Below are 12,789 nucleotides of genomic sequence, written 5' to 3'. Positions count from 1 at the left end.
GCTCGCGCCTGTGCCTGCTGGAGGGCTTCGTCGGCCATGCCGAACAGTGCAACCTGCGCGTCCGCCGCTATGGCGGCATCAACGTCCCCTACGGCGAACCCGCGCCCTACAGGGACGCTGCCGAGTAGGTACAACACATGGGTGCGAGGGGCCAGCCCCTCGCGCTCCCCGGAGTATTTCCGACAAGAAAAACGGGGGGCGCCGGGTGGCTTTGCGACGTGGTGACGAGGAGCGGGGTCAGGACTCCTGGTGGGCCATCTCGGCGCGCAACACGTCGAGAAACACGTGGCAGCAGGGCAGGAGGCTTCGATCGCGCACCAGCATGATTCCCGCGCTGCTGGCCCATGTCAGCCAATCGGCGCGCAGGCGGGTAAGTTCTGGTCCGATGTCGCGGCCCTTGATGGCGGGCACCACGGTCAGAAGATCGCTGGAAACCAGCAGCCGGTCGATGAACTGGCGCGACACGGCCTCTACCCTGGCCGGGGGCGGCTCCAGCCCGAAGCTGGTAAAGGCATAGCGGATCGAGGGGTCGTCGCGCGGCGGCAGGATACAGCCGTAGTGGCGCAAATTCTCGTGGGTGACCGAGGTATCCTTTTGCGCCAGCGGATGATTGGCGCGGGCGATCAGCATCATGCGCAACTCGGCCAGTTCTTCTCCGATCAGATCTTCGGGCATGTCGCGGGTGATGCGGCCCAGCATCATGTCCACTTGCCCGGAGCGCAGGAAGTGCAGCAGTTCTTCACGGGTGCCGGTCTTGATCCGCAGGTGGATGCCGGGGGCCTTTCGATGCAGTTCAGTCACGACCTTGGGCAGGATTCGGCCCAGCCAGAACTGGCCGGCTGCGATCGACACGGTCCCGGTGATCCCTTGCTGGCGGGCGCGGATGTCGCTTGAAAGATTGTGCATTTCCCGTTCGACCCGCTCCATCCGTTCCAGGAACAGCTGGCCCAGCGGGGTCAGGGAGACGCCGCGCGGGCCGCGGTCAAACAGCTGTGCGCCGACCAGATCCTCGACGCGGGAGATGATCTTGGTCAGGGCCGGTTGGGTGAGGCCCAGTTCGCGGGCCGCCGAAGAGATATTGCCGCGCGCGGCCACCTCGCGCACAAATCGGATGTGTTGGGTTTCCATTTTCTGCCTTTCCCTGCAGAGCGATGCCAGCATTTGCGGCTAAGGTATTCCATTGCGTTATGTGTTGCGATGAAAATTGCGCTAACGCGGAATATCCGTTCGGCCTATCGTCGCCCCACCTGATGTCCCAACGCGGTGAGGCCCCATTTGCCCGACCAGACAACGCCCCAGAACCTGTTGTTCCTCCTGTCGGACGAACACAATCGCAAGATCGCCGGATGCTATGGGCATCCCTTCGTGCAGACGCCGAACCTGGATCGACTGGCGGCGGGCGGAACCAAGTTCACCTCGGCTTATTGCAACAGCCCGATCTGTGTGCCGTCACGCGCCTCGCTGGCCACCGGGCGGCATGTGCACGACATCGGCTATTGGGACAATGCAATCCCCTACGCCGGAACCCCGCGCAGTTGGCACGAGGTTCTGCGCGATCAGGGGGCGGATGTGGTGTCCATCGGCAAGCTGCATTTTCGGGGCGGCGACGACTATGGCTTCACTGAGGAATTGATCCCGCTGCATGTGGTCGACGGCAAGGGTGACTTGAAAGGGCTGTTCCGCAAGGAACTGCCGGCCAAGGTTGGCACCAGCGACATGGCGACGGGGGCGGGCAAGGGCAGTTCCACCTATTCGGAGTATGACACCCGGATTGCCGGGGTGGCCTGCGACTGGTTGCGGCGGCGCGCGGCGGCGGATGCGGCAACGCCCTTCGTGCTGTTCGTCAGTTTCGTGATGCCACATTTCCCGCTTGTGGCGCCCGAGGCCTACTATAATCTTTACGAGAAATACGGGCTGGAGGCGCTGTCGCAAGGTCTGGACGCTCCGGCGGACAATCATCCAACCCTGAACCGGATGCGTGGCTATTTCGACTATGACAAGTACTTCAACGATGAGCGCAAAGCCATTGCTTTAAGGGCCTATTTCGGCATGGTCACGCGGCTGGATGCGCTGATCGGCGAGGTTCTAGAAGCGCTGGAGACTTCGGGCTTCGGAGACAACACGGCGGTGCTGTATACCTCGGACCACGGCGACAACCTTGGCAGCCGGGGCCTGTGGGGAAAATCGGTCATGTATGAGGACAGCGTCGGCGTGCCGATGATCCTGTCCGGGCCGGGGGTGCCACAAGGGGCCACGGTGGACACGCCGGTCTCGCTTCTGGATGTGGCACCGACGGCGGTCGCAGCAACAGGGGTGGAGGCTTCGGCAGAGGCTTATCCGGGGCGCTCCCTGTTCGATCTGGCGCAAGGGGCCGATCCGGGGCGGGCAGTGCTGTCGCAATACCACGCTTCGGGGTCCGACACCGGGCAGTTCATGCTGCGCAAGGGGCGGTGGAAATACATCGCCTATGTCGGCACGGTGCCGCAATTGTTCGATCTGGTCGCCGATCCGGACGAACGGCGCGACCTTGCAAAGGATCCGGCTCACGCGGCAATATTGGCTGAAATGGATGGTGCCTTGCGGGCGGTCTGCGACCCGGAGGAGGTCAACCGCCGCGCCTTTGCCGACCAGCAGGCGGTGATCGACGCCAATGGTGGGCGGGCGCAGATCGACGCGACGGTGGACATTCCCTTCACCCCGGCCCCGGCATGACACATCGCTTGCGCATGGCCGCTGCACCCGGTGCGCAATCCGGGCGGCTCCGCCGGAACGGACGGGCAGGGCACCCGCCACATCACGACCACATCAGCCAGATGGAGATGATCTGACATGGAGGCGCAGGGAGGACGCAGCGGCCAGATCAGCGAGGGCTGGAAAGACCTTGTGACGGCCGTCGGGCTTTTGGTCTTTGCATTGGCGGGGTTCCTCTACATCAACCCCAACGGATCGGGCGTCTGGCCGGGGCCGGGCGGGATGACCTGGCGCACGATGCCGTTCATCTATTCCAGCCTTCTGAGCGTGCTGTCCATTATCTACGTGGTGCAATCCATCCTGAAAATCCGGGCCGAGCGCAAGCTGACCCGCACACCGGTTCCGCCCGAACAGCAGGCCGAGAACCGCCTGATCCTGTTCCGCCGCGTGGCGACTTTCGCGTTCCTGATGGCCTATGTCAGCCTGCTGCGGGTCTTTGGATTTGCCATCGTCACCCCGATCTTCCTGTTCGCACTGTTCCGCCTGTATGCGCGTGGCGACTGGAAGGGCGATGCGGTGATCTCGCTGGTCGGGGCTTTTGCCCTGTGGCTGTTGTTCGTCCGCATTCTGCATCTGAACCTGAAGGGCTACACCTGGGATCCGGTGACGCCTTTCCTTCTCGACGCATTATCGATGGTGGGGCTCTGACATGCTGGAAGGTCTGATCCAGGGCTTTGTCGAAATGAGCTCGCTGTCGAACCTGGCGCTGTTGTTCGTCGGCACCGCCCTTGGCATTCTGGTCGGTGCCTTGCCCGGCCTGTCGTCGCCCATGGCGATCATCGTCCTGCTGCCCATCACCTTCGCAATGGAGACTCTGCCGGCCTTCGCGATCATGATCGGGATCTATGTGGGCACCAAGCTGGGCGGTTCTTTCTCGGCGATCCTGTTGCGCACGCCCGGCACGCCGGCCTCGGCCTGCACGGCGGTGGATGGCTACCCGATGGCCCTGCGCGGCGAGGCCGGGCTGGCGCTTGGATATGCCACCATGGGCTCGACCGCCGGGGGGCTGCTGGGCTGGGTGGCGGCCGTCACCGCGATCCCCTTCATAGCCACCATCGCATTGGACAGCGCGCCGCCCGACATCGCCCTGATCGGCATTGCCGGTCTGGTCATGGTCTCGGCCTTCGCGCGGGGATCGATGGTCAAGGGATTTGCCGGGGTGCTGGTGGGGCTGCTGATTTCATCCGTCGGCATGGACGGGCAGGACGCGGTCATGCGCTATACCTTCAGCCTGCCGATCCTGGAAAGCGGTGTGCCCTTCGCCGCCGTGCTGGTGGGGGTCTTCGGCTTCGCGGTGGTGTTTTCCGACATCGCCATGACCGTCAAGGGAACCGAGCTTCTGACCCGTGATGTCAAGCTGAACCTGCCGGGGCTGGGTGATCTGCTGCGCCGCTGGAAGGCCTGGGTCATCGGCGCCGCCTATGGCATCGGCATCGGGGCGATCCCCGGCGTGGGGGCAGATGGCTCGACCTGGCTCAGCTATGCGACGGTCAAGAACCAGTCCAAGAACCCGCCGCCCGAAGCATTCGGCACTGGCGTGCCCGAGGGCATCCTTGCGCCCGAAAGCTCCAACAACGCGACCACCGGCGGCGCGCTGGTGCCGATGCTGACCCTGGGCATTCCGGGCGATGGATCCACGGCGATCATGCTGGGCGCCATGGTGATGCACGGGCTGACCCCCGGCGTCAGCCTGATGCGGGATGATCCCCATATCGTCTATGGCCTGCTGGCGGCGCTGCTGATCGCCACGGTGTTCATGTTCATCATCGCTTGGACCGCCATCGGCAGCTTTGTCTTCGTGCTGCAACGCGAACGGTCGGTGCTGTTCCCCTTCATCCTGGTGTTCGCCACCATCGGCGCGTTTTCCAGCGCGAACATGCTGTTCCCGGTCTATGTGGCGATCATCTTCGGCCTTCTGGGGTTCTGGCTGGAAGGACGCGGCTTCCCCGTCGTGACCATCGTGCTGGGGGCGATCCTGGGGCCGATCATCGAATACAACATCCGGCTGGGCCTCGCCCTGTCAGGCGGCGAATGGACCACCTTTGTCGGCACATGGCCGCGTATGGTGCTGGCCTCGGTCATCGTCATCCTGATCGGGATCGAGATCCGCTCGGCCTTCAAGGCGCGCAGCGCGGCCAACCGGCTGAAAGACCAAAGCGAAGAACGTACGGGGCGGTTGGCCCCCGGCGACTGAACCGGGCGCAGGCCCATTCTCGGGAGGAGAGATATGAAATACCGACATTTTCACAAGACCGCGGTCGCCGCGGCCTTCGGACTGGCGGCCCTGACGGGCAGCGTGGCGCAGGCGGCGGATTTCCCAAGCGACAACATCCGGCTGATCGTGCCCTACAAGCCCGGCGGCGGCACCGACACCATTGCCCGCGCCTTCGCGGCAGCGATGGAGACACAGGCCGGCGTTCCCGTGCTGGTCGAAAACATCCCCGGCTCGGCCGGGATCAACGGCATGATGGCCCTGGTGAAATCCGAACCCGATGGCCACACCATCGCCATCAACGGTTCATCGGACGTGTCAGGTGCGGTGGCCTTCCGTGACAACCCGCCCTTCGGACTGGAAAACCTTGCCTGCGCGGGCGGCGTGTTCAACACCCCCGCATGGATGCTCAGCCACAAGGACAACGGGTTCGAGGATCTGGGCGACTTCATCGAGGCCGCAAGGGCAAACCCCGGCAAGATGACCGTGGGCATCACCGGCAAGCTCAGCCCGACCGATTTCGTGGCCTCGACCCTCGCCGGGACCAGCGATCTGGACATCAACATCGTCAACTTCGGTGGCGGCGGGCCGCTGAAAAAGGCCATCCTTGCCAATCAGGTCAACATGGGGGTCATCATTAGCCCGGTTCTGATGTCCGATGTGGTCAACGGCGATCTGAAGGTTCTGGCCGCTGCGGGCGATCTGTCCGGCATCAGCCAAGAACCGCTGCGCGGCACCAGGCACATGGGCGACTGGAACGAGGATGCCCGCATTGACATCGCCGTCATCCGGGGAATTTTCCTGCCGTCCGGCGTGCCCGATGACGTTCAGGAACATTTGGAAGAGCTGGTGCATGCCACGGTGACCAGCGAGGCGTTCACCGAGTTCGCGGTCAACTTCGGCTTTTCGCCCTATACGCAATCGGGTGCCGACTATTGCGCCCGCCTGCCGCAAGAGGTCGTTGACCTGACCCGCGTCTTCGACAACTTCATGCAGCAATAGACTGCTCCGAAAAATCTGCCCCGCCGGAACCAGCGGCGGGGCGGCCCGAGGCGTGTCATAATTCCCTTGGCCCGCTGCGCGGGTATGATGTGTGCCTGGCTGGCCGATTTTCGGGTCGGTCCAACCCGTTTCAGGAGCAGCCTCAGGTGACCGACAGTATCCGAACGATCAAGCTGCACGATATCCGCGTCAGCGAAAATACCCTGTGGCGTCATCTGGTGGTGGAAACCGCCGACGGGGTGACCGGAACCGGTGAATACACGCTCGGCAACGCCGGTCCGAACCTGCAATCCGACGCGGCCCGCCTGCTGCGCCCCTTTCTGGGCAAGGCACCGTCCCCGGCGCTTGCCAGGCCTCCCGAGGGGGCGGGGCTGGAAACCTGCGCCATACTGTCGGCTTTGGAACAGGCCCTGTGTGACGTGGAAGCCGCGCAACAGGGCCGGCCTGTCTGGCAGAGTCTTGCGCCGGAGACCGCGCCCGCACCGCTGCACATCTACGCCAACATCAACCGGCGGACCGAGGATCGCAGCCCGGCGGGGTTTGAAGCCAGCGCGCGGCTGGCGATGCGCCAAGGCTTTCGTCACTTCAAGGTCGCGCCTTTTGACGATCTTGTTCCCGAGATCTGCGGAACAGCCGAGGGCCGCGCACGGATCGACGCCGGATTGGCACGGGTCGCCGCCGTGGCCGGCTGCTTGGCCCCGGACCTGTCGCTGATGGTCGACTGCCACTGGCGCTTCACCCCGGACGCCGCCGCCGAAACGCTGGCGGCGCTGGCCGACATGGGCGTGGGCTGGTTCGAATGCCCCTTGCCCGAGGTCACGGACAACATCGCCGCATTGGCCAACCTGCGGGCCTTGGCACATGCCCATGACATGCGGCTGGCGGGTCTGGAAATGTCGGTGTCGCCCGATCAGGTTCTGCCGTTCCTGAAGGCGGGCGCCTATGATGTGATCATGCCGGATGTGAAATACGCCGGCGGCTGTCACGGGATCCTTGAGATGGCGAAGCTGGCGCGCGGCTATGGCACCGCAGTGTCCATTCACAACCCGTCCGGCCCCATCGCCCATATGGCCAGCGTCCATACTGCTCTGGCGCTGGACAACGGCCAGCTGCTGGAGATGCAGTTCGACGAAAGCCCGATGTTCACGTCGATTGTCTCGGAAATGGTGCTGCCCGAGGCGGGCACTGTCGTGCCACCTGCCGCACCGGGGCTTGGCTGCGCGCTGACGCCCCAGGCGATCGCCGGAGCCACCTCTCTGGATGTGGCCGGGGACACGGCCTGACCCGCGCGTCCGGACCGGCATCCCCATAACGGAAAGCGGCGCCACGGAAATTCCGCAGCGCCGCGCGTGTTTTTCGGCTGGGCCGACCTCAGAGGTTCAGATCGACATCCACGGAAATCAGCCCGCTGGCCACATAGGCCGAGGCCAGCTGATGCAGCGCGATGCCTTCCAGTTCGGCGATATCCACGAAGTTTCCGCCCTGACCGTCCTGATCCACCAGCACGAGCGTGTCGGCGCCGTTGACCTGCAGCTGGATGAAGTTGTCGATCCCGGCGGACAAATCCTGTCCCCCGAAGATGCCGGTCAGGTTCAGCGTGTCGCCCTCCAGGATATTGAAGTCGGTGACGCTGTCGCAATACCGATCCTCGACCACCGAGAACGCGAAGGTGTCCGCGCCGGCGCCGCCGGTCATCGTATCCTGCAGGGTTCCGCCATCCAGAATATCGTTGCCGTTGCCACCGGACAGGGAGTCCTTGCCCTTGGCGCCGAGCAGGATGTCATCCCCGTCGCCCCCGTTGATCGAATCGTGACCGTTCTGTCCGTACAATTCGTCATCCCCGGTGCCACCCTCCAGATAGTCGCTTCCGGCCTCGCCGTAGATCTCGTCATCCATGTCGCCGCCGATGACCGTGTCGTTGCCGTTTCCGGCCTCGATGTAGAGGTTCAGGGTGCTGCCGGAATAGTCCAGAACATCATTCCCGTCGCCCCCCGAGACGATCAGGTTGCCGGTCCCGGTTCCTCCCGTGCCGCCAGTCCCGCCGGTTCCACCCGAACCGCCGCTGCCGCTCAGCGAGTCGTCGACTTCGTTCAGCTTGGTGACAAAGCCCGCGCGGCTGCCGGCCTTGTGGCCGTCGTTGGCGTTCAGAAGGTCGAAGTCGCCCGACATGGTCTGTCCGCCGATGATCACGTCGCCATTGTCCGCAACTTCGATGGCGCGGGCCGCATCGTCCCGCGAACCGCCGATGTAGGTCGCGTAGAGAAGGGTCGACAGATCCGTGCTGAATACCGCAAGGAAGCCATCCTGACCGCCACCGTAGCCCCCGAAGGTGGTGTAATCCGTGACCGGAAGATCGGCCGAGTTGGTGGAGCCGGTGATGTAGACTGCCTTGTCCGTCACCACGATCCCTTCGGCGCCTTCGCCACCCGAGCCGCCGAAATAGGTGGCACCCAGCAGCGTTGTCCCATCAGCCGAGATATGCGTGATCATGGCGTCGCTCGGGCCATTCAGGCTGGACTGATATGCCGTTGCACTGGTCGTGATATCGGTGCTGGAGGAGAACGACAGGGCGTAGAAATCCCCCTGGCTGTTGACAGCCAGCTGATGCGTTTCCGAGCCTTCGCGATCTGAACCGCCGAAGAACGTGGCGGCCTTCAGGGTGCGCCCGTTGGTTTGCCCGTCGAGCTTGGCGAGATAGATATCGTCATCGCCCAGGGCATGGCTTTGCAGGGCGCCTGCTGTCGTGGTCACATTGCCGTAGTTATTGGCAGTGAACGAGATATTGATGTCGCCCTGGTCGTCGACGCGCACGGACGGCACGCCGTGACCGCTGCCGCCCAGATGGGTGCCATAGAGCAGCGATTGACCATCCGACGACAATTGCAGGTACATGTTGCTGCCCGGCGCGCGGTTCATCGCATCGGGGGTCAGCAGATTGTCGGACGAGTTGCCGTCTGCATTGGTATAGCCCACATGCACCACGCCCTGATCATCCACATCGATGTCACGGATGAACCCGGCATCACTGCCGCCCAGGTAGGTCGTCCACTCCATCGCGCCGGTATCGGCGTCCAGCTTGGTGACGAAGCCGTCCTGATCGCCGTACAAGTTGTTGGGAACCGCATCGCCGCCGAAGCTGCGCTGGAAAGCCCCTGCGGTCGTACCAAGGCCATCCCCGGCCCGGCCTGCGATATAGACATAGCCGTCGTCGGAAACCTCCAGCGCATAGGCGCGGTCGTATCCCTCGCCGCCGATCCGGCCGGACCACAGCAGGGTGCCGTCGGGCGCGTACTTCTGGATGATGACATCCATTTCATCGGCGCGGCCTGCGCTGGCGCCGCCCTGTTTGGTCTTGTAGTCCAGCCCCGGTGTGATGGCGACGCCATTCGGCGAGGATGTCCCGCCTGTCACGTAGATGTTTCCGGCACTATCTACAGCGACATCTCGAGCCACAGTTCGGTAAGAGCGTTGACCATCTACAAATGTCGAAAAAGAACTCTGCAGCCCGTAACTTGACATTACTACCTCTTCCACTTGATCATTTCTGAACCAGCACCTGCGAAACGCTGTTCCGCAGAATGCACGCTGACGTTGTAATGCAACCTATGCGTGTAGTTTCCCTTGACGCAACCCAAGCGCGAGGATCTAGGCTGAAATCCGCCTAAGTGACCTAGGGTTAGATGGTTTGGCAGGCATGGCGCACGCGTTCCGGGCAGACCGCATTTGAAGGCTTTGCAAGATGAGGGCATCTGTATGGAATGCGGTGAAATCCACGTCGTATTTCGGATGACGCACCCTGCGCCAATTCGGCGGGATGAACGGCAGAAGCAGGAGCTGAAATCCTGATTTCTACATCAATCGCAACAGGTAACGGACGTTCATTACCTGAAAGTCAATTTTGATTCGAAGCGGCCAACCATTCGGTCAAGCGGCGAACATCTTCCGTGAAATTTTCATTTGATCGGAAAAATGCCAAGCGGGTCGCGGCAGACTTCCATTGTTCTGCCAACCTGAAGACGCCGCAATCCTCGTGTATGGAAATAGTGACTCCGGATCGGCGTGACCCATCTTCCGATGCCGTAATCCCGCAACGCTTGACGTCGCGAGCTTCCGTTGTGGGCGAATCATGTCACCCGGAAGACCATGGAAATTGCGGCATTGTCGGCCACAAGTCGGCGAATCATTGCCATGCCTCCCCAAGGGTCGGGCGCTGGACCATTGCCTGAACAGCGGATTCAAGGCAGGCGAATTTGCAGGATGACGGGAACGGCACATTGTGTCGGCGGGTTAATGCCGAAGCAGAATCCAGATGTGCGGTCCGGTGTCCAAATCAACCCATGGCAACGCGATGGTAATAAACCCTCACGAATTTGCGCTGATTGTTGGCATTGGTCTTGCGTTCCAGATGCCGTGTACATTTGCATACAAAAAAATATAACGGGGCCGTGATCGAAATTCTGAAACCGTTTTCGGATATACGGGGCCGTACAGGGGCTGAATGCTGGGCCGAAAACGATGACCCGGGGTTCGATCCCAAAGCCGGTGTTTTCCAGGCTACCGAATGTGGCGACCGTCTTGCCCGATCATCACTTCGACCCCCGCATGACCCTGGAAATCTTTCCCGAGAAGTTTACTCATGGGAAACCTTCGCACGAAGCGATCCGTAGAAGATTCCGGCAACTTTAGACACCTGCCACGGCGCCAACTTTGACAAAGGTCAATCTTGGCCACGGAATGTCCGGACATGTCCCGTTTTCCCCGGCAGGCGGACAAATGCGCCCGGATTATCAAAATTATCCGAAAAGAGATGACGGTGCTTTCCGGGTGGCGGGGGCAGGGTCGGCCGTCATAGTTACTGAAGCAAACCCGACGCATTCAGGAGCCCCCCATGACCGCCACCTATTACGCGCCACAAGGAGGCCATCCGGGCCAGGACCAGCTGCTGACCGATCGTGCCGTTTTCACCGACGCCTATGCGGTGCTGCCCAAGGGGACCATGCGCGATATCGTGACCAGCTTCCTGCCGTTCTGGGACGATACCCGCCTGTGGGTGATCGCCCGGCCGCTGTCGGGGTTTGCCGAGACCTTCTCGCAGTACATCATGGAAGTGGCGCCGGGGGGCGGGTCGGACCGGCCCGAGACCGATTCCGAGGCCGAGGGCGTGCTGTTCATTGTCGAAGGCACGGCCACGCTGATCTTCAACGGTACCGCACATGAAATGTCGCCGGGCGGCTATGCCTATCTGCCGCCATCCAGCACCTGGACCCTGCGCAATGCAGGACCCGAGGTCTTGCGCTTTCACTGGGTGCGCAAGGCCTATCAGTCGGTCGAAGGGCTGGATCACCCGGATTTCCTGATCTTGAACGAAAACGACATCGCCCCGACGGAAATGCCCGGCACCGATGGCAAATGGGCGACCACGCGCTTTGTCGATCCCGCCGACCTGCGCCACGACATGCATGTCACGGTGGTGACCTTCCAGCCCGGCGCGGTGATCCCTTTCCTCGAAACCCATGTGATGGAACACGGTCTGTACGTGCTGGAAGGCAAGGCGGTCTATCGGCTGAACAACGATTGGGTCGAGGTCGAGGCCGGCGATTTCATGTGGCTGCGCGCCTTCTGCCCGCAGGCCTGCTATGCGGGCGGGCCAGGGCGGTTCCGCTACCTGCTGTATAAAGATGTAAACCGCCAGATGCCGCTGCGCCCGCAGCGCTGATCCGCCTATCCATGCGGCTGGGGTGGAAGGCCGCCGATGGCCGCCGTCAGGTCTTGGGCCGCCTCGATCACGGGGCGGCTGAGCCGGTCGATGTGCCCGGCACTGATCCGGCTGGTCGGGCCCGAGACCGAGATCCCGGCAATCGCCTCGCCGGTCACATCGTGCACCGGCGCCGCGACACAGCGCATGCCGCTGTTCTTTTCCTCATTGTCGAAAGCAAAGCCCTGGGTGCGCACCGTTTGCAAGTCGCGGCGCAGGGCGTCCGGGTCGGTGATAGTCTGGTCGGTAAAGGCTGTCAGCGGTCCCAATGCCAGCACGCGCTGCAACCGCGCGTCATCCATGCCCGCCAGCAAGGCCTTGCCGATGCCCGAGGCGTGCAACGGCGACAGCGTGCCGGGGGGAAAGAAGGCGCGGATGCTGGCGTGGGTTTCCACCTGGCTGAGAAACAGCACCGAGCCTTCCTGCGCGATGCCGATGTTGGCGGTTTCGCCGGTGGCCTCCATCAGCTTGCGCAGGATCGGACGGGCACGATCCACAAGGCTGGTGCGGCGCAGGAAGCGCGCGCCGATGACAAAGGCACGCGGTCCGATGTGCCATTGCTGCTCTTCGGCATCGAATTCCACCAGACCCCGGCCCTGAAGCGTGACCAGAACGCGGTACACTGTTGCGGGGGATTGTCCCATTTCGCTGGCGATGGCGGTCAGGGTCTTGCCCTGCGCCTCGCTCAGGTACTCGAACACCTCCATCGCGCGATCCAGCGATTTGATGGTGTTCTGGCTGGTCTTGTCGTCCCATCCGCGCGGACGGCCCCGCGTCTTTCGAACCGGCCCACCGCCATTATCTTGCGTTTCCATAGGAACTTTCTGATTTGCTGTGAAAGGCTAATTCATGATATGAAAAAAGCAAGCGCATGACAATAAATGGTTTTTCGTGGACTGAACCAATCTGAAAACACATTTCAAAAAAATTTCACTGCGAGGTCAGCCCGCCTATGGTGGGTGCAACGACGCAAGGAGACACCCATGAGCTTTCAGAATCCCGTTTTCATTCCCGGGCCGACCAACATTCCCGAAAGCCTGCGCAAGGCTTGCGATATGCCCACCATCGA

General features: G+C 62.5%; 10 protein-coding genes. 7 read left to right on the top strand and 3 right to left on the bottom strand.

All coding sequences use genetic code 11. The features are described 5' to 3' along the window. Positions 1-237: 237 nt before the first annotated feature. Positions 238-1,128, bottom strand: a complete 891-nt coding sequence (locus AB0T83_RS19375; RefSeq protein ID WP_366194859.1) for a LysR family transcriptional regulator — start codon at positions 1,126-1,128, stop codon at positions 238-240. A gap of 147 nt (positions 1,129-1,275) precedes the next feature. Here AB0T83_RS19375 and AB0T83_RS19370 point away from each other — a divergent pair, with 147 nt between their 5' ends. The 5 genes from AB0T83_RS19370 to AB0T83_RS19350 all read left to right on the top strand — a co-directional run bounded on the left by AB0T83_RS19370 (position 1,276) and on the right by AB0T83_RS19350 (position 7,248). Continuing rightward, positions 1,276-2,712 carry a sulfatase family protein gene (locus AB0T83_RS19370; RefSeq protein ID WP_366194858.1) on the top strand — a complete coding sequence of 479 codons (1,437 nt, stop codon included), beginning with the start codon at positions 1,276-1,278 and terminating at the stop codon, positions 2,710-2,712. A gap of 117 nt (positions 2,713-2,829) precedes the next feature. Beyond that, positions 2,830-3,399 (top strand): tripartite tricarboxylate transporter TctB family protein, encoded by a 570-nt coding sequence (locus AB0T83_RS19365; RefSeq protein ID WP_366194857.1) that lies wholly within the window; start codon positions 2,830-2,832, stop codon positions 3,397-3,399. A gap of 1 nt (position 3,400) precedes the next feature. Continuing rightward, positions 3,401-4,945: a tripartite tricarboxylate transporter permease gene (locus AB0T83_RS19360; RefSeq protein ID WP_366194856.1), complete on the top strand. Its 1,545-nt coding sequence runs from the start codon at positions 3,401-3,403 to the stop codon at positions 4,943-4,945. Positions 4,946-4,978: 33 nt separating this feature from the next. Beyond that, complete coding sequence (locus AB0T83_RS19355) at positions 4,979-5,965, top strand: Bug family tripartite tricarboxylate transporter substrate binding protein (RefSeq protein WP_366194855.1); 987 nt, start codon at positions 4,979-4,981, stop codon at positions 5,963-5,965. 146 nt (positions 5,966-6,111) lie between these two features. Further along, positions 6,112-7,248: an enolase C-terminal domain-like protein gene (locus AB0T83_RS19350; protein ID WP_366194854.1), complete on the top strand. Its 1,137-nt coding sequence runs from the start codon at positions 6,112-6,114 to the stop codon at positions 7,246-7,248. An 88-nt stretch (positions 7,249-7,336) separates the two neighbouring features. On the opposite strand, the gene AB0T83_RS19345 is transcribed toward AB0T83_RS19350, so the two are convergent. After that, positions 7,337-9,484, bottom strand: a complete 2,148-nt coding sequence (locus AB0T83_RS19345; protein WP_366194853.1) for an SBBP repeat-containing protein — start codon at positions 9,482-9,484, stop codon at positions 7,337-7,339. Positions 9,485-10,853: 1,369 nt separating this feature from the next. Here AB0T83_RS19345 and AB0T83_RS19340 point away from each other — a divergent pair. Then, a complete protein-coding gene (locus tag AB0T83_RS19340) occupies positions 10,854-11,681 on the top strand; it encodes a bifunctional allantoicase/(S)-ureidoglycine aminohydrolase (RefSeq protein ID WP_366194852.1) in 828 nt (275 codons plus the stop codon). A 5-nt stretch (positions 11,682-11,686) separates the two neighbouring features. On the opposite strand, the gene bhcR is transcribed toward AB0T83_RS19340, so the two are convergent. Beyond that, positions 11,687-12,535 carry an HTH-type transcriptional regulator BhcR gene (bhcR, locus tag AB0T83_RS19335; RefSeq protein ID WP_366194851.1) on the bottom strand — a complete coding sequence of 283 codons (849 nt, stop codon included), beginning with the start codon at positions 12,533-12,535 and terminating at the stop codon, positions 11,687-11,689. A gap of 66 nt (positions 12,536-12,601) precedes the next feature. Between bhcR and AB0T83_RS19330 the strand changes: the two genes are divergently transcribed. After that, a partial coding sequence (locus AB0T83_RS19330) for a hypothetical protein (RefSeq protein ID WP_366194850.1) occupies positions 12,602-12,789 on the top strand: 188 nt, incomplete at its 3' end.

It is taken from the genome of Meridianimarinicoccus marinus (genome assembly GCF_040689105.1).
Lineage (GTDB): Bacteria > Pseudomonadota > Alphaproteobacteria > Rhodobacterales > Rhodobacteraceae > Meridianimarinicoccus > Meridianimarinicoccus marinus.
Note: the sequence above shows the minus strand (reverse complement) of the source record. Positions and strands in the feature narration are given on the sequence as shown.